Source organism: Nonomuraea sp. NPDC005692 (genome assembly GCF_040631115.1).
In the GTDB taxonomy this organism is placed as follows: domain Bacteria; phylum Actinomycetota; class Actinomycetes; order Streptosporangiales; family Streptosporangiaceae; genus Nonomuraea.
Genome location: NZ_JBEXYU010000014.1, coordinates 154,229 through 180,487 on the forward strand (window position 1 = coordinate 154,229; position 26,259 = coordinate 180,487).

Annotated in this window: 26 protein-coding genes and 1 pseudogene; 12 read left to right on the top strand and 15 right to left on the bottom strand. The window is 71.0% G+C overall.

All coding sequences use genetic code 11. The features are described 5' to 3' along the window. Window positions 1–136: 136 nt before the first annotated feature. Complete coding sequence (locus ABZ459_RS27535) at window positions 137–1,063, top strand: DUF4037 domain-containing protein (RefSeq protein WP_357975852.1); 927 nt, start codon at window positions 137–139, stop codon at window positions 1,061–1,063. Window positions 1,064–1,133: 70 nt separating this feature from the next. On the opposite strand, the gene ABZ459_RS27540 is transcribed toward ABZ459_RS27535, so the two are convergent. Then, on the bottom strand, window positions 1,134–1,889 hold the full coding sequence (locus ABZ459_RS27540) for a MerR family transcriptional regulator (protein ID WP_357975855.1): 756 nt from the start codon (window positions 1,887–1,889) through the stop codon (window positions 1,134–1,136). A 32-nt stretch (window positions 1,890–1,921) separates the two neighbouring features. Between ABZ459_RS27540 and ABZ459_RS27545 the strand changes: the two genes are divergently transcribed. Further along, on the top strand, window positions 1,922–2,716 hold the full coding sequence (locus ABZ459_RS27545; RefSeq protein ID WP_357975858.1) for a MerR family transcriptional regulator: 795 nt from the start codon (window positions 1,922–1,924) through the stop codon (window positions 2,714–2,716). Between the two features lie 12 nt (window positions 2,717–2,728). On the opposite strand, the gene ABZ459_RS27550 is transcribed toward ABZ459_RS27545, so the two are convergent. Beyond that, complete coding sequence (locus ABZ459_RS27550; RefSeq protein WP_357975860.1) at window positions 2,729–4,063, bottom strand: hypothetical protein; 1,335 nt, start codon at window positions 4,061–4,063, stop codon at window positions 2,729–2,731. A gap of 185 nt (window positions 4,064–4,248) precedes the next feature. On the opposite strand from ABZ459_RS27550, the gene ABZ459_RS27555 reads away from it, so the two are divergent. Both ABZ459_RS27555 and ABZ459_RS27560 read left to right on the top strand, forming a co-directional pair. Further along, entirely contained in the window at window positions 4,249–5,703 is a 1,455-nt protein-coding gene (locus tag ABZ459_RS27555) for an alpha/beta hydrolase (protein WP_357975863.1), read from the top strand. Between the two features lie 258 nt (window positions 5,704–5,961). Further along, window positions 5,962–7,452, top strand: coding sequence for an alpha/beta fold hydrolase (locus tag ABZ459_RS27560; protein ID WP_357975866.1), 1,491 nt, complete (start codon window positions 5,962–5,964; stop codon window positions 7,450–7,452). Window positions 7,453–7,513: 61 nt separating this feature from the next. Here the strand turns inward: ABZ459_RS27560 and ABZ459_RS27565 are convergent, their stop codons facing one another. Continuing rightward, complete coding sequence (locus tag ABZ459_RS27565; RefSeq protein WP_357975869.1) at window positions 7,514–9,760, bottom strand: excinuclease ABC subunit UvrA; 2,247 nt, start codon at window positions 9,758–9,760, stop codon at window positions 7,514–7,516. A 57-nt stretch (window positions 9,761–9,817) separates the two neighbouring features. Here ABZ459_RS27565 and ABZ459_RS27570 point away from each other — a divergent pair, with 57 nt between their 5' ends. Further along, a complete protein-coding gene (locus tag ABZ459_RS27570) occupies window positions 9,818–10,723 on the top strand; it encodes an alpha/beta hydrolase (RefSeq protein WP_357975872.1) in 906 nt (301 codons plus the stop codon). Here ABZ459_RS27570 and ABZ459_RS27575 read toward each other — a convergent pair. From ABZ459_RS27575 to ABZ459_RS27585, 3 genes are read right to left on the bottom strand one after another with little or no spacing between them, the layout of a single operon-like run. Further along, window positions 10,720–11,379 carry a response regulator transcription factor gene (locus ABZ459_RS27575; protein WP_357975875.1) on the bottom strand — a complete coding sequence of 220 codons (660 nt, stop codon included), beginning with the start codon at window positions 11,377–11,379 and terminating at the stop codon, window positions 10,720–10,722. The two genes, ABZ459_RS27570 and ABZ459_RS27575, sit on opposite strands and share 4 nt — an antisense overlap. Then, the gene (locus ABZ459_RS27580) at window positions 11,376–12,623 is read right to left on the bottom strand and encodes a histidine kinase (protein WP_357975878.1); all 1,248 of its coding nucleotides are present in this window, start codon (window positions 12,621–12,623) and stop codon (window positions 11,376–11,378) included. The genes ABZ459_RS27575 and ABZ459_RS27580 overlap by 4 nt, the downstream gene beginning before the upstream one ends. Window positions 12,624–12,658: 35 nt before the next feature. Next, entirely contained in the window at window positions 12,659–12,790 is a 132-nt protein-coding gene (locus ABZ459_RS27585; RefSeq protein WP_357975881.1) for a hypothetical protein, read from the bottom strand. A gap of 180 nt (window positions 12,791–12,970) precedes the next feature. Here ABZ459_RS27585 and ABZ459_RS27590 point away from each other — a divergent pair, with 180 nt between their 5' ends. Both ABZ459_RS27590 and ABZ459_RS27595 read left to right on the top strand, forming a co-directional pair. Next, window positions 12,971–14,203: a lipase gene (locus ABZ459_RS27590; protein WP_357975884.1), complete on the top strand. Its 1,233-nt coding sequence runs from the start codon at window positions 12,971–12,973 to the stop codon at window positions 14,201–14,203. A 78-nt stretch (window positions 14,204–14,281) separates the two neighbouring features. Next, the gene (locus tag ABZ459_RS27595; protein ID WP_357975886.1) at window positions 14,282–14,533 is read left to right on the top strand and encodes a helix-turn-helix transcriptional regulator; all 252 of its coding nucleotides are present in this window, start codon (window positions 14,282–14,284) and stop codon (window positions 14,531–14,533) included. A 16-nt stretch (window positions 14,534–14,549) separates the two neighbouring features. Here ABZ459_RS27595 and ABZ459_RS27600 read toward each other — a convergent pair whose 3' ends face one another. From ABZ459_RS27600 to ABZ459_RS27620, 5 genes and pseudogenes are all read right to left on the bottom strand, one after another. Continuing rightward, window positions 14,550–15,107 (bottom strand): dienelactone hydrolase family protein, encoded by a 558-nt coding sequence (locus tag ABZ459_RS27600; RefSeq protein WP_357975889.1) that lies wholly within the window; start codon window positions 15,105–15,107, stop codon window positions 14,550–14,552. A 298-nt stretch (window positions 15,108–15,405) separates the two neighbouring features. Beyond that, window positions 15,406–15,555: pseudogene (locus ABZ459_RS27605) on the bottom strand (dienelactone hydrolase family protein); the annotation flags it as partial. 156 nt (window positions 15,556–15,711) lie between these two features. Further along, entirely contained in the window at window positions 15,712–16,740 is a 1,029-nt protein-coding gene (locus tag ABZ459_RS27610) for a tyrosine-type recombinase/integrase (protein WP_357975892.1), read from the bottom strand. Between the two features lie 112 nt (window positions 16,741–16,852). Beyond that, the gene (locus ABZ459_RS27615) at window positions 16,853–18,382 is read right to left on the bottom strand and encodes a UDP-N-acetylglucosamine 1-carboxyvinyltransferase (protein WP_352326032.1); all 1,530 of its coding nucleotides are present in this window, start codon (window positions 18,380–18,382) and stop codon (window positions 16,853–16,855) included. A gap of 16 nt (window positions 18,383–18,398) precedes the next feature. Then, window positions 18,399–20,147, bottom strand: a complete 1,749-nt coding sequence (locus ABZ459_RS27620) for an enoyl-CoA hydratase-related protein (protein ID WP_357975896.1) — start codon at window positions 20,145–20,147, stop codon at window positions 18,399–18,401. A gap of 285 nt (window positions 20,148–20,432) precedes the next feature. On the opposite strand from ABZ459_RS27620, the gene ABZ459_RS27625 reads away from it, so the two are divergent. Together ABZ459_RS27625 and ABZ459_RS27630 are read left to right on the top strand one after the other, a co-directional pair. After that, entirely contained in the window at window positions 20,433–20,807 is a 375-nt protein-coding gene (locus ABZ459_RS27625; RefSeq protein ID WP_357975899.1) for a nuclear transport factor 2 family protein, read from the top strand. A 535-nt stretch (window positions 20,808–21,342) separates the two neighbouring features. Further along, window positions 21,343–21,858, top strand: coding sequence for an SET domain-containing protein-lysine N-methyltransferase (locus ABZ459_RS27630; protein ID WP_357975901.1), 516 nt, complete (start codon window positions 21,343–21,345; stop codon window positions 21,856–21,858). 18 nt (window positions 21,859–21,876) lie between these two features. On the opposite strand, the gene ABZ459_RS27635 is transcribed toward ABZ459_RS27630, so the two are convergent. Then, a complete protein-coding gene (locus ABZ459_RS27635) occupies window positions 21,877–22,449 on the bottom strand; it encodes an SGNH/GDSL hydrolase family protein (protein ID WP_357975904.1) in 573 nt (190 codons plus the stop codon). Between the two features lie 617 nt (window positions 22,450–23,066). On the opposite strand from ABZ459_RS27635, the gene ABZ459_RS27640 reads away from it, so the two are divergent. Both ABZ459_RS27640 and ABZ459_RS27645 read left to right on the top strand, forming a co-directional pair. After that, window positions 23,067–23,360, top strand: a complete 294-nt coding sequence (locus ABZ459_RS27640) for a hypothetical protein (protein ID WP_357975907.1) — start codon at window positions 23,067–23,069, stop codon at window positions 23,358–23,360. 330 nt (window positions 23,361–23,690) lie between these two features. After that, a complete protein-coding gene (locus tag ABZ459_RS27645; protein ID WP_357975910.1) occupies window positions 23,691–24,008 on the top strand; it encodes an STAS domain-containing protein in 318 nt (105 codons plus the stop codon). On the opposite strand, the gene ABZ459_RS27650 is transcribed toward ABZ459_RS27645, so the two are convergent. From ABZ459_RS27650 to ABZ459_RS27660, 3 genes are read right to left on the bottom strand one after another with little or no spacing between them, the layout of a single operon-like run. Next, complete coding sequence (locus ABZ459_RS27650; RefSeq protein WP_357975913.1) at window positions 23,996–24,304, bottom strand: DUF952 domain-containing protein; 309 nt, start codon at window positions 24,302–24,304, stop codon at window positions 23,996–23,998. The genes ABZ459_RS27645 and ABZ459_RS27650 overlap by 13 nt on opposite strands. Beyond that, window positions 24,292–24,846 (bottom strand): GNAT family N-acetyltransferase, encoded by a 555-nt coding sequence (locus tag ABZ459_RS27655; protein WP_357975916.1) that lies wholly within the window; start codon window positions 24,844–24,846, stop codon window positions 24,292–24,294. Before ABZ459_RS27655 ends, ABZ459_RS27650 begins: the two co-directional genes overlap by 13 nt. A gap of 53 nt (window positions 24,847–24,899) precedes the next feature. Then, on the bottom strand, window positions 24,900–25,223 hold the full coding sequence (locus ABZ459_RS27660) for a multidrug efflux SMR transporter (protein ID WP_357975919.1): 324 nt from the start codon (window positions 25,221–25,223) through the stop codon (window positions 24,900–24,902). A 73-nt stretch (window positions 25,224–25,296) separates the two neighbouring features. Between ABZ459_RS27660 and ABZ459_RS27665 the strand changes: the two genes are divergently transcribed. Beyond that, window positions 25,297–26,250 carry a radical SAM protein gene (locus ABZ459_RS27665; protein WP_357975922.1) on the top strand — a complete coding sequence of 318 codons (954 nt, stop codon included), beginning with the start codon at window positions 25,297–25,299 and terminating at the stop codon, window positions 26,248–26,250. Window positions 26,251–26,259 lie beyond the last annotated feature (9 nt).

Consider the following 26,259-nt stretch of genomic DNA (forward strand, 5'->3'; position numbering starts at 1 on the left):
CTCGTGCAGAGTTGACGGCGTGATGTCCAACTTTGTGCCTGGTATTGAGCTTTCTCGTGCCTTCTACGGCGAAGTCGTCGCGCCGCTCCTTCCCGGGGTGCGGCACAGCGCCGCGTTGATCGGGCCGGGGTCTGAGGTGCTCGCGTTCGACACGGCCCGCTCGGCCGACCACGACTGGGGGCCGCGGGTCCTGTTGTTCGTGCCCGCCGGTCAGGTGGAGCCGGTACGGGAGCGGGTGACGGCGGGGCTGCCCGACCGGTTCGGCGGTTTTGACACGGTGTTCGAGTACCACGGGGTGCGGCAGCCGGGGGTCGTGGTCGCCGAGCTGGGGGAGTGGCTGGTCGGGCGGCTCGGGTTCGATCCGCGTGCGGGTGTGTCCCTGCTGGACTGGTTGTCCGTGCCGTGGCAGGCGCTGGCCGAGGTGACGGGCGGTGAGGTCTTCTGCGACGGGTTGCCGGGTGCGGGGCTGGAGGCGGCCCGGCAGGCGTTGCGCTGGTATCCGCAGGACGTGTGGCGGTACGTGCTGGCCTGCCAGTGGCAGCGCATCGGCCAGGAGGAGCCGTTTCCTGGGCGGTGCGGGGAGGTGGGGGACGAGCTGGGGTCGGCCGTGGTGGGGGCGCGGCTGGCGCGGGAGGTGATGCGGCTGGCGTTGCTGCTGCGGCGCCGTTACCCGCCGTACGCCAAATGGCTGGGCAGCGCGCTGGCCCGGCTGCCGGGCTCGGCCGAGCTGGGTGAGGCGCTGGCGGTGGCGGTGGCGGCGCGGTCGTGGCGCGAGCGGGAGGAGGGCCTGACGGCGGCGTACGGACGGCTGGCGGCGCTGCAGAACCGGATGGCGCTGACCGAGCGGCTGGAGGAGGGGGTGCGGGGGTTCTACGACCGGCCGTTCCGGGTGATCGGCGGGGAGCGGTTCGCACGGGCGTTGCTGGCGTCGGTGACGGATCCGGTGGTCAGGGGGCTGCCGGTGGCAGGGTGCGTGGACCAGTTGTCGGACACGGTGGAGCTGGTGACCTCTCCCCGGCGGGCGCGCGCGCTGACGGCCGCCGCGCTGGACCTCCCAGCTTAGAAATCTACATTGTAAAGGTGCTGGGTCTGGACATGATCCAGTTTTTCGAACACAAAACCCCTCATCCAGGTCAGAGGCGGCGGGCGTTGGCGTGGATGGCCTGGCGGTAGTACGCGGCCAGGCCGGGGGCGCGGTCGTCGTAGGTGGCGGTGAAGCGGGGGTCGGTGGCGTACAGGTCGCCGAGGCCGCGGTGGATCTCGGGCGTGCAGTCGTAGAACCAGCGGGTGATGTGCGCGCGGTGGCGTTCTGCGATGTCCATGACCTGGGGGTCGTCGGGGGCGAGTCCGCGGGTGTGGGCGGCGCGCATGTCGTCGTCGACGGCGGTGGCTTCGGTGGTGAGCTGGAGCCAGTCGGTCTTGGTGTAGGAGGCGACGCGGCGGCGGCTTTCGGCGTAGGTGTCGGTGTGGCCCCAGCGGCGTTGGACTTCGGCCTGGTGGTCTTCGGGGGTGAAGTCGCCGAAGACGTCGAGGCGTTCTTGGGGAGTGAGGGGGATGCGGTGGGTGTGGGCTTGGATGGCGCGTTCGACGTTGGTGATGACCTGGTGGAGGCGTTGGGCTTTGCGGGTGAGGAGTTCGTGTTGGCGGTGGAGGTGGGTGAGGTCGTCGGTGTGGGGGTGGTCGAGGATGTCGGTGATCTGTTCGAGGGGGAAGCCGAGTTCGCGGTAGAGGAGGATTTGCTGGAGGCGGAGGAGGTCGTCGTCGGTGTAGCGGCGGTAGCCGGCGGTGGTGCGTTGGCTGGGGGTGAGGAGGGCGATTTCGTCGTAGTGGTGGAGGGTTCGTACGGTGATTCCGGCGAGTCGGGCGACTTGGCCGATGGACAGGGTCATGGGTCTGACGTTACGTGAGGGTGGGTGTGTTGGTGGATGAGGAGTTGCTGCCGATTGGGCAGTTTGCGCGGCTTGGTCGGTTGAGTGTGAAGCAGTTGCGGCATTACGACGAGTTGGGGTTGTTGCGTCCGGCGTATGTGGATGCGGTGACGGGTTATCGGTATTACCGGGCCGGCCAGGCGCGGGAGGCGTTGTCGATCGGGTTGTTGCGGTCGTTGGACGTGCCGTTGGCGGTGGTGGGGCGGGTGTTGTCGGGCGAGGTGGGGGCGCTGGAGTCGGTTCGGGTGTCGTTGGAGGTGGAGTTGGCGCGGCGGCGGCGGACGTTGGCGTCGTTGGAGCGGGTGCTGGCTGTGGGGTTGCCGGCGGCTGAGGTGGGGTTGGTGCGGGAGCCTGGGGGGCGGGCGGCGTTCGTGGGTGAGCGGGCGGCGGGGCCGGAGGATGTGGGGCGGGCTACGTCTGCGGCGGTGGCGCGGTTGGTGGCGGGGGTGCCGGAGGGGTTCGGGCCGGTGCGGTTGGTGGGGTTGTTTCCGGTTGATGTGGGTGAGGTGGTGGACGTCCGGGTGGCGTTGTTGCTGGACGACGAGAGGGAGGTCGGTCAGGGTTTCGAGGTGGGGGTGTTGCCGGGTGGGGTGTTCGCGCGGGCCACTCATGTGGGGCCTTATGACCAGATTGCGTTGACGGTGCACGCTGTTCTGGCGTGGTGTGCTGAGCGGCGTTTGGTGGTGAGAGGTGCGGTGCGGGAGGTGTATGTGTCGGATCCGGGGTGTACGCCGGCCGGGGAGTTGGTGACGCACGTGCTGGTTCCGGTGGTGGACGGGGTTTCGTGAGGGGTGTCGTCGTCAGAGGCAGCCGTTGGCGGGCCGGACGGCGACGACGATGTCGACGGTGGAGCCTGCGGTCGCGGTGTGGCCGGGTTGGGGGTTCTGGCTGACGATCTCGCCGAGGTGGTTGCACAGGCGGCTGTCGGGGGTGGTGGTCGTGGTGCCGGGGAGGAGGCCGACGGCGAGGAGTGGCCGGTTTACCAGGACTCCGAGCGTTGCGGTCAGGTCGGGTACGACGACGGGTCCGGGTGCCGCGACGGCGAGGGGGACGAGGCCGGCGCTGGCGGTGACCACGCCGGTCAGGCCGTTGACCGGGGTGGGGGTGAGGACGGGGTGGTCGGGGCCGGCGGTGCCGTTGCCGGCTTGGCCGTAGGTGTTGTCGCCCCAGTAGCGCAGTGTGCCGGTGGTGTCGATGGCCAGGCTTTCTCCTGTGCCGGCGCTGACGTGGGTGATGCCGGTCAGGGGGAGGTGGACGGGGGTGGCGTGGTCGGTGGTGGTGCCGTCGCCGAGTTGGCCGGTCCAGTTTCTGCCCCAGGTCCAGATGGTGCCGTCGGCGGCGCGTGCGAGGGTGTGGGCGATGCCTGCGGAGACGGTGGTGATGCCGGAGACGTGGCGGTCCACGCGGATGGGGGTGGGGTGGTCGGTGGTGGTGCCGTCGCCGAGTTCGCCGGAGGAGTTGGTTCCCCAGGACCAGAGGGAGCCGTCGTTGCGCAGTGCCATGCCGAATTCGCCGGTGGCGGAGATCTGGGTGATGCCGTAGGGGACTTTGACGCGGACCGGGGTGGTGCGCTGGGTGGTGGTGCCGTCGCCGAGTTGTCCGAAGCGGTTGAGTCCCCAGGCGAATGCTTCGCCGTTGGATTTGAGGGCGAGGGTGAAGCCGGTTCCGGCGGCGGCTTGGACGATGCCGGTGATGGGGGCTTTTTTGGGGGTGGGGGTGCGGGTGGTGGTGCCGTCGCCGAGTTCGCCGAAGTCGTTGCTGCCCCATGCCCACAGTGAGCCGTCGCGTCCGACGGCGAGGTTGTGGCCGGTGCCGCTGCTGATCTGTTTGATCGGGGGGAGGCCGGGGACGGGGCGGGGGATTTGCTGGGTTCCGTTGCCCCAGGTCCAGAGGGTTCCGTCGGTGTGGAGGGCGTAGCTTTCGAGGTAGACGCCGCTGGTCTGGGTGACGTTGTGGCCGCCGGTGGAGACCATGGGGATGGGGTGGGTGACGGGGGTGTCGTTGGTGCCGTTGCCGACTTGGCCGAAGAAGTTGTAGCCCCATGCGTGGACGATGGGTGTGGTGTCGGCGTGGGCGGCGGGTGTGGGCAGGGCGGTGGTCAGGAGGAGTGTTGCTGCGAGCAGGGGGCGTTTCACGCTGGTCTCTTTCTGGTGGATGGTCTTTGTCGGCTGGGCGTTCCATCCCGTTCCAGGTTTCCGGATTTCAGGGGTTTTGTCGGTTTCGTGATGAGGTCACGGGCGGTCGGTGACGAGGTCTCTGGTTCGACGATCAACGACCCGGCAGAGTCGTGGACGTCCCCACCGGAACCGAAAGGACCCTGATGAAATCCCTTGCCCTGTTGTCCGCGGCCACCCTGACGGCCACCCTGCTGGCGGCCCCGGCGCACGCCGCCGTCACCCCGTGGAACGCCTGCCTGCCCGGCGAGGGTGTCGATCCCCGCCAGGAGTGCACGACGATCGAGGTGCCGATGGACTACTCCGCCTCTGGCGGTCCGTCGGTCACGCTGGCGGTGTCGCGGATCAGGACGGCTCGTCCCGACCTCCGCCGTGGCGTGTTGCTGATCATCCCGGGTGGTCCCGGCAGCCCGGGTCTGAACCGGCCCAGCACCTTGGTCAGGAAGCTGCCCAAGGAGGTGCTCGACCGCTTCGACATCGTCGGGTTCGACCCGCGTGGCGTGGGGAAGAGCTCGCCGGTCTCCTGCGGGCTCGCGCCCGAGGACCTGTCGCTGACGCGGATGAAGCCCTACCCCGACGCCGACGGCGGCGTCGCCGGGAACGCGGCGTGGTCGCGCCGGATCGCCGAGGCCTGCGCCCGCAACGGCGGGCCGCTGATCCGGCACATCAGCACCCGCAACCACGCCAGGGACATCGACCGCATCCGGGTGGCGCTCGGCGAGGACAAGATCTCCTACTGGGGCGTCTCGTACGGCACCTACGCCGGCGCCGTGCACGCCACGATGTTCCCCGGCACCACCGATCGGGTGATCCTGGACAGCAATGACGACCCCGATCCGCGCAGGGTGGCGCGCCAGTGGCTGGCCAACTACGCCGTCGGTGTGGAGGACGGTTTCCCCGACTTCGGCGCGTGGGCGGCTGCCCGCGACGGCGAGTACGGCCTGGGCGCCGACGTGGCCGCGGTGCGCCGGACGTTCCTGGATCTGGCCGCCCGGCTGGACCGTGAGCCGCTCGCCTGGCCGGGCGCGGGGCCGGAGCAGCGGCTGAGCGGCAACCTGCTGCGGGAGACGCTGCTCAACGCGCTGTACTCCAGGGCCAATTACCCGATGCTGGCCGGGCTGTTGAAGGCCGCGCTGAACGGCGCCGAGCTGCCCGCGCCGAACCAGCCGCCGCCGGCCGCTCTGCAGAACACCGCCGCGCACGCCGGTGCCACGATGTGCAACGACGTCGTGTGGCCGAGCTCGATCGCCCGGCACGAGCAGCAGGTGCGGCGCAGCCGGGCCGCCCACCCGTTGACCGCGGGCATGCCGGTGAATCTGGGGCCGTGTGCGTTCTGGCCGTTCCGGCCTGCCGAGCGGGCCACGCGGGTCGGTTCGCGGGGCCCGGCCAACGTCCTGCTGGTCCAGAATCTGCGGGATCCGGCCACGCCCTACAGCGGGGCGCTGAAGATGCGCGAGGCGTTGGGGCGGCGGGCCCGGATGGTCGCCGTGGACTCCAGCGGTCACGGGGTGTATCGCGCCAACGGCAACGCCTGCGGTGATCGTGCCGTCACCGACTTCCTCGTCACGGGCCGGCTGCCGGCGCGCGACCTGAGCTGCTGACTCGGCGGCGGGGTTCCGGCCGGGCGGGCTCTGCCGGTCCCGCACCCGCATTTGTCCAGATTCTGACGTAATGTCCACGGGCGCGACCTTCGCCTGTTAGATTCCGGGTCGTGATCAAGGAGAGGCACGGCAACGGCCCCGCCACGGGCCGCTGAGGCAGGGACAGGGATGCTCCACGGCCAGGCCAGGGGGCCCGAACATGCGCCCTGCGAGCAGCCCCGCCCGCCGATCGACGTGCCGATCGACGATAGGAGCAAAGTGCTGAGAAGAACATCCCTGCTCGCCACCACCCTCACGACGGTGGCGACGCTGTTGACCGTCCCGATGGCGGGGACGGCCGGCGCGGCGGTGACCCGGCAGGACGTCACGGATGCCGTCGGCAAGCGCGGCATCACCTGGGGGCCGTGCGAGGAGGAACCCACCGTCGAGTGCGGCACGCTGGCCGTGCCCGTCGACTGGTCCAAGCCCGACGGGCCGACCGTCGCACTGGCCCTGGCCCGCCGCAAGGCCACCGCCCCGTCCGCGCGGATCGGCTCCCTGCTGAGCAACCCCGGCGGGCCCGGCAACTCCGGCGTGAACGACATCCTGCGCCCCTCCGGCTTCAGCCAGGACATCCAGCGGCGCTTCGACATCGTCGGCTACGACCCCCGCGGCGTCGCCCGCAGCCGCTCGGTGACCTGCTCGGCCTCGGTGTACAACCAGATGCCCTACCCGGTCATGACCAGCCAGGCCGACTACCTGACCTGGGTCGCCTTCGACAAGAGGCTGCGCGCCGACTGCCGCAAGCTCACCGGCCCCCTGTACGACCACCTCGACTCGGTCAACGTGGCCCGTGACATGGACGCCATCCGCGCCGCACTGGGCGAGGACAAGCTGACCTCCTACGGCGTCTCCTACGGCACGCTGGCCCAGCAGATGTACGCCGAGCTGTTCCCGGGCCGGATCCGCGCCATGGTGCTGGACAGCAACATGGACCACAGCCTGGACGTCAAGGCGTTCCAGGTGAGCGAGGCGGCCACCGTCCAGGACAGCTTCGAGGAGTTCATCGCCTGGTGCGAGCGCGACAGCGACTGCGTGCTGCGCGGCCGCGACATCCGGGCGTTGTGGAAGGGGCTGCTGGCCAAGGCGGGCCGCGGTCAGCTGTTGTGGCCGGGCGACGGCCGCCCGGTGAGCGCGCACAACCTGCAGTGGCTGGGCGTGGTGCTCAACGAGGCGCCCGCCTGGCGGCAGGAGGCCAAGGTGCTGCTCGCGCTGGCGGGCGGCCCGGTGCCGGACGACATGCCCGGCCCTCCCGGCAACTGGCCGGTGAACGGCACGTACGCCGAGCTGCCCACCGCGATCCTGTGCCAGGACTGGAACCTGTCGCTGCGGGGCTACGGCGAGTACGCCGAGGTGATGCGTGCCGCCAACGCGGTGGCGCCGGACATGCGCTACAACCCGATGCCGATGGGCGACATGCCGATCTGCCAGGGCCATCCGGTCAACAACCCCCAGCACCCGCTGCGGTACAAGGGCAGCACGCCGCTGCTGGTGGCCACCTCCAAGCACGACCCCGACACGCCGTACGAGTGGTCGGCCAACGTGGCCCGCCAGCTCGGCCCCAAGGCCACCCTGCTCACCTACGAGGGCTGGGGCCACGGCGTCTACGGCATGACCGCGTGCACCACGGCCGCCATGGACAGCTACCTGATCTCGGCGGCCCTGCCCGCCAAGGGCATCGCCTGCCCGGCGGAGGAGCCCCAGGGCTGACACCGGGCCGACCCAGGGCTGATCGTGCCGGGAGCGGCACGATCAGCCTGTTCGCGGCCGGTCAGGCAAGCGCGGCGGCCAGGTGCGCGGCGGTGAGCGAGCCGGACGCCGTCAGCAGACCTTCGGGAGTGCCCTGGAACATCAGCCGGCCGCCGTGTTTGCCGCCGCCCGGCCCCAGATCGATGATCCAGTCGGCCCGTTTGACCATCTGGGTGTGGTGTTCGACGACGATGACCGTGTTGCCGGCGTCGACGATGCGGTCGAGCAGGTCGATGAGGGTGTCGACGTCGGACAGGTGCAGGCCGGTGGTGGGCTCGTCCAGGACGTAGACGGCGCCGGTCTTGGTGAGCTCGCCGGCCAGTTTCATGCGCTGGCGTTCGCCGCCGGACAGCGTGGAGGTGGGCTGGCCGAGGGTGAGATAGCCCAGGCCGACGTCGACCAGGGTGGTGACGCGGTCGCGGATGGCCGGTTCGGTGAAGAACGCGGCGGCCTGTTCGGCGGTCAGGGCCAGGACGTCGACGATGGTGTGGCCGCGCAGGCGGTGCCGCAGAGCCTCGGGGTTGTAGCGGGTGCCGCCGCACATCTCGCACACGGCGGTGACCGGGTCCATGAAGGCCAGGTCGGTGTGGATCACGCCGCGGCCCTCGCAGGCCGGGCAGGCGCCGGTGGAGTTGTAGCTGAACAGGCCCGGCTGGGTGCCGGTGGCGCGGGCGAACAGGCGGCGGACGGGGTCGAGGACGCCGATGAAGGAGGCCGGGCTGGAGCGGGCCGAGACGGCGACCGCGCCCTGGTCGACGGTGACGGCACCGGGGTGCTGGGCGGTGAAAACCTCGCCGATGAGAGTCGACTTGCCGGACCCGGCGACGCCGGTGACGCAGGTCAGGACGCCGGTGGGCACGTCGAGGGTGAGGTGGTCGAGGTTGTGCAGGGCCGCGTCGGTGATGGTGAGATGGCCGGTCGGGCGGCGCACGGCGGTCTTGAGCGGGGTGCGGGCGCGCAGGTGACGGCCGGTGAGGGTGCCGGAGCGGGCCAGCCCCTCGACGCTGCCCTGGTAGACGACGGTGCCGCCGTGCAGGCCGGCGCCGGGACCGAGGTCGATGACGTGGTCGGCGACGGCGATGACGTCGGGGTCGTGCTCGACCACCAGGACGGTGTTGCCCTTGTCACGCAGGGCCTGGAGCAGCGTGTTGAGCCGGCCGACGTCGGCGGGGTGGAGGCCGGCGCTGGGCTCGTCGAAGACGTAGGTCATGCCGGTGAGGCTGGAGCCGAGGTGGCGGACGGTCTTCAGGCGCTGGCTCTCGCCGCCGGACAGGGTGGTGGTCTCGCGGTCGAGGGTGAGATAGCCCAGGCCGATCTGGTCGATACGGCGCAGCGCGGCGGCCGCGGTGTCGGCGACGGGGTTGCCGAGCCCGGTCAGGACGGCGATGAGGTCGCTGATCTCCATGGCGGCGTGGTCGGCGATGGTGTGGGGGCCGATGGTGGTGGCCAGCGCGGCCTGGTTGAGGCGGGCGCCCTGGCACTGGGGGCAGGTGCCCTCGGTGACGAAGGCCAGCACGGCCTCGCGGGTCTTGTCGCTCAGGCCCGACAGGTCACGTTTGAGGTAGAGGCGGGTGAAGCGGTCGGCGACGCCTTCGTAGTCGACCTTGTTCAGGGTGCCGTTCTTGCCGCGGACCTCGACGGTGAAGCCGCCGCCGTGCAGCAGCAGGTGGCGCTCTTCGGCGGTGTAGCCGGTGAGGGGCTTGGCGGGGTCGAAGGTGCCGGAGCGGGCGTAGATCTGCCACTGCCAGGTGCCGACCCCGAACAGCGGGAAGCGGATGGCGCCCTCGTCGAGGGACCTGCTGGTGTCCAGCAGCGCGTCGAGGTCGAGGCGGACGGCCCGGCCCAGGCCGTCGCAGCCGGGGCACATGCCGTGGGGGTCGTTGAAGGAGTAGGCGTAGGAGTAGCCGGCGCTGGGGGTGCCGTAGCGGGAGAACAGCACGCGCAGGACGGGCAGGATGTCGGTCATGGTGCCGACGGTGGAGCGTGAGCTGCCGCCGACCGGCTTCTGGTCGACGACGATGGCGGCGCCGAGGTTGTCGATGGCCTCGGCTTCGGGTTTTTCGTGTTTGGGCAGCCGGTTGCGGATGAACCAGGAGTAGGTTTCGTTGAGCTGGCGCTGGGACTCGACGGCGACGGTGTCGAAGACGACCGAGGACTTGCCGGAGCCGGACACGCCGGTGAAGACGACGAGCCGGTTCTTGGGGATGCGCAGGGACAGGTTCTTGAGGTTGTTCACGCGCGCGCCGGTGATGACGATGCTGTCGTCCATGCGGTCACGGTAGCGGCGGGCGCCGACAGATTCCGGCGATGCCAGGAGGGGGCGGAAGTGGGCGAGGAGACGGCGTCCGGGGTCGGGCCGGCCGGGGTGGACATCGTCTACGAGCGGCTGGGCGATCGGGCCGCGCCGCCCGTGCTGCTGATCATGGGGGCGGGCGGTCAGCTGATCAACTGGCCTGACGGGTTGTGCGCCGAGCTGGTCGGGCACGGCCTGCAGCTGATCCGGTTCGACGGCCGTGACTGCGGGCGCTCCACCCGGTTCGACGGCGCGGGCGAGCCGGACTTCGCCGCGGCGCTGGCCGGTGACCTTTCCTCGCTGGCCTACACGCTGGCCGATCTGGTCGCCGACACCGTGGGGCTGCTGGACGTCCTGGGCCTGGACAGCGTCCACCTGGTGGGCGCGTCGCTGGGCGGCATGATCGCCCAGGCGGTCGCCGTCGGGCACCCCGGGCGGGTCAGGTCGCTCACCTCGATCATGTCCACGCACGGCGACCGCATGACACCGCCACCGCCGCGCCCCGGTGCCGCGCGCGGCGTCCCGGGGCCGCCGCCGACCACCCGTGAGCTGTACGTGGCGCGCATGGTGGCCGGTGCGAGCGCCGGCGGCATGCCCGCCGACCTGCAGGCGGTGCGGGCCGTGGCCGAGCGGGCGTGGGACCGCGGCTGGTCGCTGGCCGGCATGTTGCGGCAGGCGGCCTCGGTGATCGGGTCGGGCGACCGGCGGGAGGCGCTGGCCGGGCTGGCGGTGCCGGCGCTGGTGATCCACGGCGCGGCCGACGCCGCCGCCGACCCCGCCGGCGGGCGGGCCACGGCGCAGGCGATCCCGGGCGCGGAGTTCCTGCTGGTCGAGGGGATGGGGCACGGATTCCCGCCGGGGGTGTGGCGGCAGGTGAGCGCCCGGATCGCCGCGCTGGTCCACCGGGCCGAACGGCAGGCCGCCGGGACGGGTCACTAGGAGGGGCGGATCAGGCCGCTCTCATAGGCGAACACCACGACCTGGGCGCGGTGACGCAGCCCCAGTTTGAGCAGCACGCGGCTCAGGTGCGTCTTGACGGTGGCCTCGGCCAGATGCAGCGCCGCGGCGACCTCGGCGTTGGACAGGCCGCGCGCCACCTGGACGAGCACGTCGTGCTCGCGGGCGGTCAGCAGGCCCAGCAGCCGGTGCTGCTCGCGGGGGGCGGGGGTGAGCTGGGGGGCGAACCTGTCCAGCAGGCGGCGGGTGACACGCGGCGACAGGACGGCCTCGCCCGCGGCGACGCTGCGGATCGCGCTGAGCAGGTCGGCGGGCGGGGTGTTCTTGGGCAGGAACCCGGCGGCACCGGCCTTGAGCCCGGCGAAGGCGTACTCGTCGAGGTCGAAGGTGGTCAGGATGAGCACCCGTGAGGCGGGACAGTCACGGACGATCCGGCGGGTGGCCTCGATGCCGTCCAGACCGGGCATGCGGACGTCCATGAGCACGACGTCGGGGCGCAGCCGCCGGGCCAGCAGGGCGGCCTGTTCCCCTTCGGCGGCCTCGCCGGCGACGTGCAGGTCGGGTTCGGCGTCCAGCACCATGCGGAAGGCCATGCGCAGCAGCGCCTCGTCGTCGGCGATCAGCAGCCGGATGGTCATGGCACGTCCGGGCCGGACAGATGGGGGCCGGACAGGTCGAGGACGGCCGCGACCCGCCAGCCGCCGCCGGGGGCCGGGCCGGCGTGCAGGGTGCCGTCGTAGGCGGCGACGCGTTCGCGCATCCCGGCCAGTCCCCGCCCGTCGGGCCGCAGGGGCGCCGGGCGGCCGCCGCCGCCACTGCCGCCGTCGTCGGTGATCTCGAGGTCGGCCCGCCTGCGGGTCAGCCGCACCTGGACGTGCGCGCGGGCGCCGGGGGCGTGCCGCAGCGTGTTCGTCAGCGCCTCCTGGGCCAGCCGGTAGAGGGTGAGCTGCGCGGCGGCCGGGACGTCGGCCGGGTCGCCGTCGACGTGCAGCCGGGTCGGCAGGCCGGCGGCGCGCATCCGGTCGGCCAGCGGGGCGAGGTCGGCGATCCCGGGCGCCGGGTGCAGCGGGGCGATGCCAGGCGCCTGCTCCTGGCCGACGCCCTCCTCGACGCCCTCCTCGACGCTCTCGTCAGCGGCCTGGCCGGCGCTCTGGCCGGGGGCTTGGCCAGCGCTCTGGTCGGCGGCTTGGTCGGCGTTGAGGGAGCGGCGCATGTCGCGCAGTGCCTGGCGGCCGGTGTCGGCGATCTGCGCCATCGCGGCCACAGCCTGACCGGGCGCGCGGTCGTGGACGTAGGCGGCGCTGTCGGCCAGCGCCACCATGACCGACAGATTGTGGGTGACGATGTCATGCATGTCGCGCGTCATCCGGGCGCGTTCCTCGGCCACCGCCAGACGTGCCCGCTGGTCGCGGTCGCGTTCCAGGGAGGCGACGTAGGCCCGCCGGGTACGCGTCCACAGGCCGGCGGCCAGGGCGGCGGCCGACATCGCGCTCAGCGCCGCCACCGTCAACGGCATCCGGCCCGGCGGCGCCCACCGCGCCGCGGCCGCCACCACCCCGGCCTCCAGTACGAACGCGGCGGCCAGCGTCGCTTGCCACGGGCGGCGGGACGCCACCGTGTAGAACGCGACCAGCAGCGCGGCGTCGGCCGGAAGCTGCACCCCCACGGCCCACTGCAGGGCGGCAGCCCCGCCGATCGCGCACAGCGCCAGCAGCGGCGCGCGCCGCCGCCACACCAACGGCACCACCAGAGCCACCTGCAAGGCCAGCACCGCCGGGCCACCCTCGGCCACCCGGCCCGGCCCCAGCGTGACCACGAAGATCACCGCGGCCAGCAGCGCGTCTGCGGCCACGGGCGGCACCGAGCCCATCACCGAGCCCATCACCGAACGGGCTGTCGAACCAATCGTCGAGCCGATCACAGAGTCGAGCCGATCATCGGGTGGACGGCCGAGCCGATCGTCGAGCGGACCGCTGAGCGGACCGTCGAGCGGACCGCTGAGCGGACCGTCGAGCCGATCGTCGCGGTCGGGCGGGCGGCCGGAGTCATGCGCCCACCCTAAGGGCCGCGCCGCGGCGCCCCCCATCCTCCGCAAGGAGGAACATCGGAGCCCCTCATCCGAAAGTCGTACCCGCAGGTCAGTCCGTGGCCGCTGGCCCGTCCGCGGGCCGGCCTGCCAGCCTCGGACCACACCCCCCGCCTTCCTTCCCGTTCGAGGAGAACATCGGCATGCCCGTGAAGACGTACGCGGCCCCTCTGGCCGTCGCCGCCCTTACCCTCACGCCCGCCACCGTCCCCCTGCACGCCCAGCAGGCGCGGCAGGCGGTGACGGTCGCCCTGCCCGCGCCCGGTGGTCCCCACCCGGTGGGAACCGTCGCCCTGCGCCTGGTCGACCGCTCCCGCCGTGACCCCCTGGTGCGGTCGAAGCCGTACCGGGAGCTGATGGTCAGCCTGTGGTACCCGGCCAAGGACGGCACCCAGCCGCTCGCCCCCCACATGGCGCCCCTGGCCGCCGCCGACTGGGACCGCCGCTCCGCGCCGCCCATGGGCATCGCCAAGGGCGCCGTCGACTGGGCCGCCACCCGCACCGCCGCCCGTTCCGGCGCGCCGGTCGAGCGCGGCGCGGGCCGGCTGCCCGTCGTGCTGTTCGGCTCCGGGGACGGCGGGCCGCGCACGCTGGGCACCACGCTCGTGCAGGACCTGGCCTCGCGCGGCTACCTGGTCGTCACCGTGGACCACACCTATGAGGCCGACCAGGTGGAGTTCCCCGGCGGGCGGGTCGTGCGCGCGCTGCCCCTGCCGGCCAAGCTCACCCCGCGCGTCATAGCGGCGCTGCTGGAGCGGCACTCGCGGGCGCGGTTGGCCGACATGCGGTTCGTGCTGGACCAGGTCACGGCCCTGGGGCGGGGACGGGCCATCGGCGGCGGCCGGCTGCCCGACGGGTTGCGCGGCGCGCCCGACCTGTCGCGGGTGGGGGCTCTGGGGCAGTCTCTGGGCGGGTCGGTGGCGGCCCAGCTCGTCCACGACGACCCGCGGGTGGACGCCGGGGTCAACCTCGACGGCGGCTACGTCGGCCCGGTCGCCGCCACCGGGGTGACCAGGCCGTTCCTGCAGCTGGCGGCCCAGGCGCACACGCGGGAAAACGAGCCGAGCTGGAAGTCGTTCTGGCGGGCTTCGAAGGGGTGGAAGCGGGAGCTGCGGTTCAAGGGCGCCGCGCACGGCTCGTTCACCGACCTGCAGGCGCTGCTGCCGCAGATCGCCGCAGCGCTGCCCAAGGCGGCGGACGGGAAGCAGGGCGGGGTGCCGGTCGCCGACTTCGTCGGCACGATCGATCCGCAACGGTCGGTGGCGGCCCAGCGCGCCTACATCGGGGCGTTCTTCGACCTGCACCTGCTGGGCAAGCCCACCCGCCTGTTCCAGGAGCCCGACAGCCGTTTCCCCGAGGTGTCCCGCATCCCCTGACCCAGAGGTCGGCTCTGGGCCTACCCCGGGGACGATAACAATACCGGTATAAGTATCCCACAGGTGTAGGCTGGGGGCATGGTGCGATCCCCGCTGACCCCCGAGGAGCGGCTGCGCGGCGAGCAGCTCGGCCACATGCTGCGCCAGGCCCGAGGCGAGCGCAGCATCGTCGAGGTCGCCGCCGCGGCCGGCATGTCCGCCGAGACCCTCCGCAAGATCGAGACGGGGCGCATCGCCACGCCGGCGTTCTTCACCATCGCCTCACTGGCCGACGTCCTGGGCATCTCCCTCGAACGCCTGGCGAGCCGCGCCACCCCCGCCCGCACCTGACCCACCCGGGCCAGGGTCAGTCCGTACGGGAGCGGCGCACCTCGTCCAGCACCTCCTCGATCCGCCGCCAGGCGTCCCGCGCCGAGGCCGGATGGAAGCTGTCACGCTCGTCGGCGGCGAACCCGTGGCTCGCCCCCGGGTACACCACCGTCTCCATCCGCTCCCCGATCGCCCGCTGTTGATCGCCGTCGATGATCGGGTCGTCGGCGCCGAGCAGCACCACCAGCCGACCCGGCGCCCGCGCGGCCCGCTCCAGCGTCGGCTCCGGCCGGCTCAGCGGCAGCTCGGTGCCCGTCAGCCAGCCCGGATACAGCGCCACCGCCGCCGCCAGCCCCAGCTCACCGGCCACCGAGCACACCACGTGCCCGCCCAGGCTGAACCCGACCGCCGCGGCCGGCCAGGCGCCCACGCTCCGCAGATGCTCCGACGCGGCGCGCGCGTCAGCCAGCACCTGCTCCCGGCGCAGCAGCCAGGCCAGCTCCAGCCCCCGTTCCCGGCCGTCCGCATCGGCCGGCAACTCCACCACCCGCCCCAGCGGGCCACCCGTCACCGGGTCCACGGCAACCGGGTCCACGGCAACCGGGTCCACGGCAACCGGGTCCACGGCAACCGGCCCCCCCCGCCTCAGCCCCCTCCCGCACAAAGCCCGCCGAAGATCCCGCCGCCGGATCCCCTGACGGCCCCGCAGACGGCCCCGCGGGCGGGCTAGCCGAGGAACCCGCCGATGGCCCCGTTGACGGACCTGTTGACGGACCTGTTGAAGGGGCCGCCGGGTCTTCCGTCGCCGGAGCCGCTGAAGTCGTCAGAGCCGCTGGAGGAGCCGCTGAAGGAGCCGTCGAAAGCCCAGGGGAGGGCCACAGCTCGTGCCGGTGGTTGAAGTCGGGGACGACGACCGCATGCCCCAGCCCCGCCAGCCGATCGGCCATCCGCCGCACGTACCCGCTCACCCCGAAGATCTCACCGGCGACCAGTACCCCCACAGGCCGCCGCACCCCCACGGGCAGGGCCGTGTAGGCCGCCATGCCCGCGATGTCCACCCATCCGGTGGTGATCTGTCCGTTCACGCCGCCGAGCTAACCAGCCCCCGCCCGCCCCCGGCCAATCACGACTCCGATGGCCGCCATCACGACCCCGATCACCGACCGGATCACCAACCGGATCACCGCCGGGCAACCGGTCTATCGGGACGGCTTGTCACGCAGCAGCGGGTGCGACCGCATCGCCACCTCCAGCTCCCCGGGCAGCTCGTCACGGTAACGCCCCAGCGTCGACAGGTCGCTGTGCCCCAGCACCCGCCGCACCGCGTCCATGTCGACCGCGTCGGCCAGCAGATGCGTGGCCGTGGTGTGCCGCAACCCGTGCGGTGTCACCGAGCGCCGCTGATCGGGATCGACGTGCCGCTGCACCCGGTCGATCACCGCCTGCACGTCGCCCCGCGCCAGCCGCCGCCCCCGCCACGACAGCAGCAGCGCCTTGCCGTCGTCGGCGCCGGCCACCTGGCCCCGCCCCCGCGCCAGGTACGCCTGCAACACCTCGGCCACGTCGTCGGGCAGCGGCACGTCACGCGTACGGCCGCCCTTGCCGAAGATCCGCCAGTAGCGCACCCCGTCGTTGGTGAAGAAGTCCTCCACGTTGGCGCGCACCAGCTCCGACACCCGCGGCCCCACCGTCGACAGCAGCAGCACGATCACCGCGTCGCGCAACTGCATGCGCTGGTCGCGCCGCTTGCCCTCCTGCTCGGGCGCCTCCCGCAACTGCCGCGCCGCGCCGATCAGCCCCTGGGCCTGCTCCCGCGTCAGCGCCCGCCGCTCCGGACGCAGCCCGCCCCGCTGCTTGGCCGTCACCGTCGCCGCCGTCATCGGGTTGATCTGCACCCACCCGGCCAGCGTCGCGTGCTTGAACAACGCCGAGATCGACCGCCGGAACCGGGCTTGCGAGGACGGCGACTGCCCCGGCCCCGACCCGCCCGCCTGCCGCGCGTCGGGCTTGCGCGCGAACGCCAGCAAGATCGCGTCGACGTCCTCGCCGGTCAGGTCGTCGAGCACCACGTCGGCGCCGGCCAGCGCCACCAGCGTGGCCACGTCACGCGCGTAGACCTCGGCCGTGGCCGGGGACAGGGCGCCCGTCGACGTCTTGGCCACCACCAGCTCCACGTAGCGGTCAGCCGCCTGTCCCACCGTCAACCTGTCGAGCTCCGCGGGCCGCACCGGCTCCCCTCCTCACATCTCGGCGACGCACCGAACGCGCCCACCCGCCGGCAGGCCGCCTGCGGGTGATGTTGCTTGCAGAGGAGACGGTAGCGGCCGCCACCGACGAAAATCAGATGTCGCGGAAGGTCTCGATGCGCGCGCCCAGCGCGTTCAGCCGCTCGGCCAGGTCCTCGTAGCCGCGGTTGATCACGTACACGTTGCGCAGCACGGACGTGCCCTCGGCGGCCATCATGGCCAGCAGCACCACCACCGCCGGGCGCAGCGCCGGCGGGCACATCATCTCGGCGCTGCGCCACCGCGTGGGCCCCTCCACCAGCACCCGGTGCGGGTCCAGCAGCTTGACCGAGGCGCCCAGCCGGGTCAGCTCGGTCAGGTAGATCGCCCGGTTGTCGTAGACCCAGTCGTGGATCAGCGTCGAACCCTGCGCCGCGGCCGCGATCGCGGCGAAGAACGGCACGTTGTCGATGTTCAGCCCCGGGAACGGCATCGGGTGGATCTTGTCGATGGGGGAGACCAGCTTGGAGGGCCGCACCGTCAGGTCGACCAGCCGGGTACGCCCGTTGGCCGCCCAGTACTCGCCCGTGCGGTCGCAGTCGAGCCCCATCTCCTCCAGGACCGCCAGCTCGATCTCCAGGAACTCCACCGGCACCCGGCAGATCGTCAGCTCCGAACTGGTCACCACCGCGGCCGCCAGCAGGCTCATCGCCTCGACCGGGTCCTCGGAGGGGGAGTAGTCGACGTCCCGCTCGATGGAGGCCAGCCCGTGCACCGTCAGCGTCGTGGTGCCGATGCCCTCCACCCGCACGCCGAGCTGCTCCAGGAAGAAGCACAGGTCCTGCACCATGTAGTTGGAGGAGGCGTTGCGGATCACCGTCACCCCCGGGTGGCGGGCCGCGGCCAGCAGCGCGTTCTCCGTCACGGTGTCGCCGCGCTCGGTCAGCACGATCGGCCGCGCCGGGGCGGCGCCGCCGTCCACCTTGGCGTGGTAGAAACCGCCCGTCGCGGTGATGTCCAGCCCGAAGTGCTTCAGCGCCGACATGTGTGGCTGGACGGTACGCGTGCCCAGGTCGCAGCCGCCCGCGTACGGGATCTGGAACTCCCCGGTACGGTGCATCAACGGCCCCAGGAACATGATCACGCTGCGGGTCCGGCGGGCCGCCTCGGTGTCCATCGCCTCCAGCTCCAGCCGGGCCGGTGGCACGATCTCCAGGTCGCTGCCCTCGTTGATCCACCGGGCCCGCACCCCGATCGAGGCCAGCACCTCCAGGATCCGGTAGACCTCCTCGATCCGCGCCACCTTGCGCAGAATCGTGCGGCCGTTGTTCAGCAGCGACGCGCACAACAGCGCCACACACGCGTTCTTGGACGTCTTGACGTCGATGCTGCCCGACAGCCGGCGCCCGCCCACCACCCGCAGATGCATCGGGCCGGCATACCCCAGGGACACGATCTCGCTGTCGAGCGCCTCCCCGATCCGGGCGATCATCTCAAGACTGATGTTCTGGTTGCCGCGCTCGATCCGGTTGACCGCGCTCTGACTCGTCGCCAGCGCATCGGCCAGCTGAAGCTGCGTCCAACCGCGATGCTGACGCGCATCCCGGATGAGCCGGCCGATCCGCACAAGATAATCATCTGCCACAACACAGGACCATATCTCACATATGAGATGCGGCCGCGACCGCGGGGCCCGACGCGCCGGACAACTCCCGATGACCCGCCAGATGCGGGGGAGTGGCCTGCGCCCTCGCCTTGCCCACGAACGCCCGGCGCGCCGCCCGGAACCCGTTGCGGTCGTCGAACATGTCCCGGCTCATCTCGGCCAGCTCCTCGGCCCGGTAGGCGTCCAGCGGCTTGCGCCGGTCGTCGGTCTCACGCGCCTGACGCCGCGCCGCCAGCAACGCGTCGTAGGAGGAGTCCTGGGCCAGCCGGTGCGCGAAGTCCACCACCCGCCGCTCGAACTCCTGCCGTGACCCGCCCGCCACCCGATCGGCCAGCCCCACCTCCACCGCCTCGGCGGCCCCCACCGGCAACGCCCGCCCGGTCAGCTCTGCCGCGGCCTGCGCCCCCACCCGCCGCGGCAGCACGTACGTCCAGAACTCGCTGCCGAACAACCCCATCGTCCGGTAATGCGGATTGAGCACCACCGGCTCCCGCACGATCACCCGGTCGGCGCCCAGCCCCATCATCACCCCGCCCGCCCCCGCGTTCCCCGCGATCGACGTCACCACCAGCTGCGACGTGCACTCCACGATCTCCCGGCACACCGCGTTGATCGCGTTGATGTTCATCCACGCCTCCAGCTCCGGATGACGTGCCGCCTCGATCACGTTCAGGTGGATGCCGTTGGAGAACACCTCGCCACCGCGCACCACCAGCACCCGCGTGTCCTGCGCCGCCGCGTACCGCAACGCCGCCGCCAGCCGCCGGCACTGGTCGGTGGACATCGCGCCGTTGTAGAAGTCGAAGCTCACCACCCCGACCTCGTCGCCGCGCTCATAGGTGATCTCGCTGTAGCCGGCCCGCTCACCCACACCCGCCAGCCGCTCACCCAGCACCATCGTCGCCGGCAGCTTCACCCCGCCCACCGGAGAACCCACCGGAGAACCCACCGGAGAGCCCGCCTCCGGGGCCGCCTCCAGGCGCAGATGGCCCACCCACACGGTCCCCTGACCGGTGTGCACCAGCACCGCCCCCTCACGCCGGGCCGCCACCGCCCCCGGCGCGCCCGCCAGATCGGGGCCCCGGTGCACGTCGAACACCCGCACCGGCAACTCGCACAACCGGGCCCGGCCGCCCGGCGCGCCGTCGGCCGCCCGCACCACCCGAACGATCTCCTCGGCCGGCTGCTCCCAGGAGAACTCCCGGTCGGCGTGCCGCATCGGCCGCCGCAGCCGTCCCGTCACGCCGGGGGAGCGGTAGTCCAGCGGCGCCGGCGCGAACAACGGGTCGGCCGCCTTGACCGCGACCTCCGCCACCAGCTCCACCGCCGCGTCGGACACCGGCCCGTTGTACAGCGCCGACTTGCGCGGCGGCTCCGACGGCATCGGGAACGTCCGCCACCCCCAGATGGGGCCGGCGTCCATCTCCTCCACCGCCTGCAGCGCCGTGACCCCCCACTCGCGCTCGCCCTCGGCGATCGCCCAGTCCAGCGAGGAAGGCCCCCGGTCCCCGGGCGGCCCCGGGTGAATGATCACCGTACGGTGCCCGCGCCACAACGCCTCCGGCACCCGCTCCTTCAGGAACGGGCAGATGACCAGGTCCGGCTTGACCAGCTCGGCCGCCTCCACCATGACCCGCTCGGAGATCGCCAGCTCGACGCTCACGTCATGGCCGGCCCGCCGCAGCTCCAGCCAGGCACGCTGGGTCAGGCCGTTGAACGAGGAACACAGGAGCAGGATGCGCAACGCGGATCTTCCTTCGCGGAGACGTCAAGGGCAGCGGGCAGGGGAGAGGCGTCAACCGATCGCGAGCGGACGAACACCACCAGTACCGGCATTAACGGCAGTCCCATAAGGCCCAGGCATCTCTAGATGTTGACACGAATCTTCCACCGATGCTGACAAATCACCGCAGACAGCCGAGCTGAGCAGCCAAATTGCCCTGATATGCCCGAAAAAAATCCTGGCGGGGGAGACACCTCAACCCCGACCAGGAACCCCACCCGAAACCCACCGCACACAATGGATCACATGGACACCCGCGCCGCCGCCCAGCACTTCGCCGACACCTGGCAACACGGCTGGACCCACCACGACACCACCGCCATCATCGCCCTCTACAGCGACGACGCCACCCACACCAGCATGCCCTTCCGCCCACCACACCACGGAAAAGACGCCATCGCCGACTACATCCGGCAATCCTTCACCGGCGAAAGCGACCCCCACGTCACCTTCACCACCCCCATCGTCGACGGCGACCAGGCCGCCATCGAATTCCGGGTCCACGCCCTCGACAACGGCCACCCCATCACCCTCGCGGGCTGCGTCTTCGCCCGCTTCAACCCCGACGGCCTGGCCGTACAGACCCGCGACTACTGGCACACCACCCCAGGCCACCGATAAGCAGAGAAATCAGCGCCGCCCCATCGGCACCGGCGCCACCACCCCAGGGACCGGCAACGGACGCGCCACCTGCCGCGTCTCCTCAACCTCCGACACCTCGGCACGCCGCTCGGCGTGCCCACCCCCGCAATACCCGTTCGTCAGGATCAACCGGCCCCGCAGCGGGGTGTACGCCTCCCTGTCGGAAGCAGGCAGAACCCCCTGACACACCGGACATAAAACCGACTGGTTCCCCACGTGCTGCTCCTCTCGCTGAGCGAATAGCAGGAGCTCTACCCTAAAACCACCGAACATGACAAAGACAGTGAATCAACACGCCGTCAAAGCCCCCGTCAGCACCCGGAGAAGCCCCGACGCACCCCGCCCAACCCCCCAAAACCCCAGATCAACCCCACATCCCCAATCCACCCGCCAAGATCACAAAGAAGGCGCAGACCCCCGAAAAAAATTCCCACCAACCCCACGAACAACGCCCACCCAACCCCCAGCCGCCCGTCCCATCCCCACGCCCGCGTCCCGAAAAAGGGGGCCACCGATGACCAGCCCGGCCTATCCGCACCGGTCCTGGCTGACACCACACGCCCGCGCCACCCGCTCACCGATCCACGGCACCGGCCTGTTCGCCCGCCAACACATCGGCAAGGACGACATCGTCATGCGCCTGGGCGGCCACCTCATCGACAACGACACCCTGGCCTCCCTCACCCCGCCCTACAGCAGCCTCACCGTCGAGGAAGACCTCCACCTGCTCCTCGACCCGGACCACCCGGCGCGCTACGGCAACCACTCCTGCGAACCCACCCTCTGGCACACCGACGCCACCACCCTGGCCGCCCGCAGACAGATCGCCCCCGGCGAAGAGCTCACCATCGACTACGCCACCCACAGCGGCGTCGCAACCTGGTCCATGACCTGCCACTGCGCCACACCCACCTGCCGCGGCGCCGTCACCGGCGACGACTGGCGACTGCCACACCTCCAACTCGCCTACGGCACCCACTGGACCCCGCCACTGCTCACCCGCATCAACCAGGAACAGACGCCGCCCTAACCCCACCCCCGGCACACCTCACGGAATGAACAACGACCCACTCACCCCCACCGGCTCCCACAGATCGAGCGCCCGCAGCAGATTCCTCGCCAACGCCCGATGCCCGTACTCATTGGGATGGCACCCAGACCCCATCCAATGCTCGCCACCATCCCAAGCCGCATGATGATCCACCAACACATCCGCATCCAGCGAACGCACCACCTCGGCATAAGCCGAAAGATCCGCCCAACCGGACTCCGGCGCCCGATTGGGCGTCTGCAGCACCACCTTCGCACCCGCCTCCCGCACACGAGAGACCACCGCGGCATAGTCACGGCCAAAAGCCGGCAGACCCGCCGGCCCCGCAACACAGTCGTTGAGCCCGAACATCAGCACCACCACATCGGGCCGATGACGCAACACCGCGTTCTCCACATCGAGCTGAGAGACCTTCTGACCACTCACCCCGGTGTTGATCACCACATCGGACGGCCGGTTCAACTCGAAGCGCACCCGCTCGGCGAACAACTGCGTATAGTCACGCCACCCGAACGTGTGCAACGCCCCCTGAGTCACGCTGTCACCCGTGAACAGCCACACCGTACTCATCCGCCGACCACCCCGATCACCACGCCCATGGCGAAGAGGGTAGACGATCACCGACACCGCCCCCCGACCGGTACGACATCACGCCATCCTCACAGTGCGCCGACACCCGAGGCCACGACGTCACGGGACAGCCACAGGGGAGTACCCCGGGACGAGCGGGCCTCGACAAGCCCCCCGGGAGCCGTTCGGCGCGCAACGCGACCCCTTGCTCCGCCCGCCCCCACCAGGCACCCCTCTTGCCACTATTCGCATGGGGGAGTACCGCATCGTTGGGTAACCGTCAAGAAGCAGGGCCGGCGCCTGCCGTCGACACAAGCGCGTCCAGATGACCGAACCGCACCGCCTGGACGTAGGTGCCAGAAGTGGGTGGCTCATCCGGACCCCACGCAAAGACCAGCGGCGGGGAGCACAACAGGGTCCCCGCCCTCGGTTGCGACCAAGCGAACTGCCGAACACGTCAGGCCACCCACGACGGCGCACCGACCGCGACCGGAGCGCGGAGGAGTCCCTCGATCCGGTCTACTTGACATAATGTTCATTATCGAGCAACCAGCCACCCGCCACGACACGGCAAAAACATCCCGCATGAACGGTCACCCGCCGGGCAGATCTCCACCATGCCCAGCCTGCTGACGTCCAGCCAGCTCCTCGCCGCCCCGCCGGCTCTGGCCGCCTCGACGGCCGGCCTCGTCGCACTCACGGCCGTCATCGTCGCCGCCGTCATCTGGCTGATCATTTTGGCCGTCCGGCTCACCAAGAGCCCCCGCAACCGCCCCAACCCCAGTGTCGACCTGGTGGACCAGGCTCGGGAGCTGAAGGCGCTCGGCCAGATCCAGGAAGCCGTCTTCCTGGTGCGCGGCGAGACCGGCATGAGCCAGCGTGCCGCCTCCCGCTTCGTGAACCGCCTCTAGCCGGACAAACTACTCATACCGTACAGAACGTGGATTCTGTGTGGTTTGGGTAATTGGTCCGCAAAAGGCCTTGTCGGGCGGCTCTGGAGATCCCCGTGATTACGCACGGCGGTCGGACGGCTGCTCTATGCTGTCGGGGTGCGGGTGTGTGAATTGGGGGCGTGAAACCCCTCCGGCCTCGGCGGGGCCGCCTTGGTCCAGGGGGGTCGGCGGTCCCGGCGCGTGTCACCGGCCGCACGGTCCACGGTCCACTCCCCTCTTCCGATACCGGGCGTGTGAGAGCCCGGGAATGGCGGCTTTGTCGTGAATACCCCGGACCCCCTCGGGCGTGTGTCCCTCCCCCAGCTGCTCTATGTCGATCACCAGTTGCGCATCACGTGCTGCCCGATGCCGGGTCCGTCGATCATCCGGTTGGTGGGTGAGGTGGATGCGACGAACCAGGTGGCGCTGGCCGAGGCGTTGGGCCGGGCGCGGCGGATCGACGAATCGCTGGTGGTGGATGTGAGCGGGCTGGATTTCCTGGGGGTGGAGGGGGCGCGGTTGCTGGTGGTGTCGTGCCGGGCGGGGCGTACGCAGTTGGTGGGGACGCCGCCGCATGTGTTGCGGTTGTTGCGGGCGATGGGGTGGACGGGTGGTCAGGGGGCGTAGGGGTGGGTGGCGGTGACGGCGGTGAGCGGGAGGGGTCCGTAGAGGTGGGGGTAGCCGTTCTCGGTGCGGATGTCGAGGCCGGTGGGGTCGATGTCGAGGACGAGGAGGGGCTCGGTGACGGTGGTGTAGTAGGTGTCGTGGACGGTGCGGAGTTGGGTGTGGTCGTGGCTGAGGTGGATGAAGCCGATGTCGTCGAGGGTGTGGCCGAGGGTGGAGATGCGGTACTCCCCCGCTTGCTGGGCGTGTTGCCAGTCGGTCTGCAGGGCGAGGTGGTGGACGACGGTCATGGGGTCCATTCGGTTTCGAGCATGGCGTAGATGGTTTCGCTGGTCCATTCGCCCTTGACGATCTCATTGTCGACGAGGGTGGCTTCGTGGCGCATGCCGAGTTTTTCCAGGACGCGGGCTGAGGCTTTGTTGCGGGCGTCGAGGCGGCCGGTGATGCGGTGGAGGCCGAGTTGGGTGAAGCCGAGGTGGATCAGGGGGCGGGTGGCTTCGGGGGCGTAGCCGTGGCCGTGGTGGTCGGGGTGGAGGACGTAGCCGATCTCGCCTTGGCGGTGTTGTCTGCTGGTCCAGATGAGCAGGGCGTTGCCGATGAGTTGGCCGGTGGTGCGCAGGGTGATGGCGAGGTCGATGGCGTCGCCTTCGTCGTGGAGTGTGTGGCGGGTGATCTTTTTGTCGAGGAAGGTGCTGGTGGTTTGGCGGTCGCGGGGTTCCCAGTAGAGGTAGCGGGCGACGTCGGGGCGTGATTCGTAGGCGTGGAGGACATCGAGGTCGTCGGGGGTGAAGGGGCGCAGGTGGAGGCGGGGGGTGGTGAGGGGGTATTCGGGTGTGAGCACGGGGGCAGTGTAGGGAGGGGTTGGGGGGTGTTCAACGCGTTTTGTGGTGGGGTTCAGTGGGTGCCGGCGAGGTTGAGGACGATGACGCCGCCGATGATGAGGAGGATGCCGCTGATCTTGAGGGGGGTGAGGGTTTCGCCCATGAGGGTGGCGCCGATGAGGGCGATGGCGGCGGTGCCGGCGCCGGACCAGATGGCGTAGGCGGTGCCCATGTCGAGTTGGAGTTTGAGGGCGCGGGCGAGCAGGGCGAATGAGGTGATGTAGCCGGTGGCGACGGCGATGGTCCAGCCGATGTGGGTGAGGCCGTTGCTGAGTTTGAGTGCGGTGGTGGCGAGGACTTCGGTGGCGATGGCGAGGGCGAGCAGGATCCAGGCCATGGGGTTCCTTCGGGGTGTGGGCGTTGCGGTGTTCCGCTTGAAAAGGTAGTCGAATGCGTGTTCCACTGGTTGGGTGGGTTGGGATGCGCTGGCGCTTGTCGAGGCGGTCGATGAGCGGCCGCTGATCGAGCGGCGCGCGGTGGTGCGTGACGGTTTTTATGAGACGCAGGCCCGTACGGTGATCGAGCGGGTGCCGGGGAGTGCGGGGATCGTCGAGCGGTGGGCGGTTTCGCCTTATCGGGGTTGTGTGCATGCGTGTCTGGGGTGTGGGGCGCGGGCGGGTCATCGCAAGCTGGGGTTGGACGCGGGGGTTGATTTCGATTCGCGGGTCGTGGTCCGGGCGAATGTGGTGGAGCGGTTGCGGTCGGAGTTGGGGCGGTGGGAGGGCGAGCCGCTGGCGGTGGGGGTGGCGGGCGATGGTTATCAGCCTGCTGAGGAGAGGTATCGGTTGATGCCGGGGGTGGTGGCGGCGCTGGGGGCGGCGGGGGTGCCGTTCACGGTGTATACGCGTAGTGCGCTGGTGTTGCGGGATGCGGAGGTGCTGGCGCGGGCGGGTGCGCGGGTGGCGGTGTCGATCGCGTTCGTGGACGAGCGGATCAGGCGGGCGGTCGAGCCGGGTGCGGTGGGGGCGCAGGCGCGGTTGGAGCTGGTGTCGGCGCTGGTGGAGGCTGGGGTGGAGTGCCGGGTGCTGATGGCGCCGGTGTTGCCGTTGCTGAGTGATGCGGCTGATCAGTTGACGGCGACGGTGCGGCGGATCGCGGGTGCGGGGGCGGTGGCGGTGGAGCCGGTGGTGTTGCGGTTGCCGCCGGGGACGCGGCAGTGGTACATGCGGTGGTTGGCTGGGGCGCATCCGCATCTGGTGGAGCGTTATGAGGAGCTCTACGATCGGGCGGGGTTCCCCTCCCCCGGGTACGAGCAGCGCATCACGGGGCAGATTGCGCAGTTGTGCCGGGTTTATGGGATGCGGTGCGGTGCGCCGGAGCCGGTGGGTCGGGGGCCGTCGGCGGCCCAGTTGGCGCTGGTGTGAGGGGCGGGG

Excerpts from the sequence above, each read along its gene's own strand:
- ABZ459_RS27555 (WP_357975863.1), top strand. The coding sequence starts at position 4,249 with ATGAAATCCCTTGCCCTGTTGTCCGCGGCCACCCTGACGGCCACCCTG.
- ABZ459_RS27585 (WP_357975881.1), bottom strand. The coding sequence starts at position 12,790 with ATGACTCCGGCCGCCCGCCCGACCGCGACGATCGGCTCGACGGTCCGC.
- ABZ459_RS27640 (WP_357975907.1), top strand. The coding sequence starts at position 23,067 with ATGCCCAGCCTGCTGACGTCCAGCCAGCTCCTCGCCGCCCCGCCGGCT.
- ABZ459_RS27595 (WP_357975886.1), top strand. The coding sequence starts at position 14,282 with ATGGTGCGATCCCCGCTGACCCCCGAGGAGCGGCTGCGCGGCGAGCAG.
- ABZ459_RS27660 (WP_357975919.1), bottom strand. The coding sequence starts at position 25,223 with ATGGCCTGGATCCTGCTCGCCCTCGCCATCGCCACCGAAGTCCTCGCC.
- ABZ459_RS27630 (WP_357975901.1), top strand. The coding sequence starts at position 21,343 with ATGACCAGCCCGGCCTATCCGCACCGGTCCTGGCTGACACCACACGCC.
- ABZ459_RS27580 (WP_357975878.1), bottom strand. The coding sequence starts at position 12,623 with ATGGGCTCGGTGATGGGCTCGGTGCCGCCCGTGGCCGCAGACGCGCTG.
- ABZ459_RS27650 (WP_357975913.1), bottom strand. The coding sequence starts at position 24,304 with ATGGACCCCATGACCGTCGTCCACCACCTCGCCCTGCAGACCGACTGG.
- ABZ459_RS27575 (WP_357975875.1), bottom strand. The coding sequence starts at position 11,379 with ATGACCATCCGGCTGCTGATCGCCGACGACGAGGCGCTGCTGCGCATG.
- ABZ459_RS27540 (WP_357975855.1), bottom strand. The coding sequence starts at position 1,889 with ATGACCCTGTCCATCGGCCAAGTCGCCCGACTCGCCGGAATCACCGTA.
- ABZ459_RS27635 (WP_357975904.1), bottom strand. The coding sequence starts at position 22,449 with ATGAGTACGGTGTGGCTGTTCACGGGTGACAGCGTGACTCAGGGGGCG.
- ABZ459_RS27565 (WP_357975869.1), bottom strand. The coding sequence starts at position 9,760 with ATGGACGACAGCATCGTCATCACCGGCGCGCGCGTGAACAACCTCAAG.
- ABZ459_RS27590 (WP_357975884.1), top strand. The coding sequence starts at position 12,971 with ATGCCCGTGAAGACGTACGCGGCCCCTCTGGCCGTCGCCGCCCTTACC.
- ABZ459_RS27625 (WP_357975899.1), top strand. The coding sequence starts at position 20,433 with ATGGACACCCGCGCCGCCGCCCAGCACTTCGCCGACACCTGGCAACAC.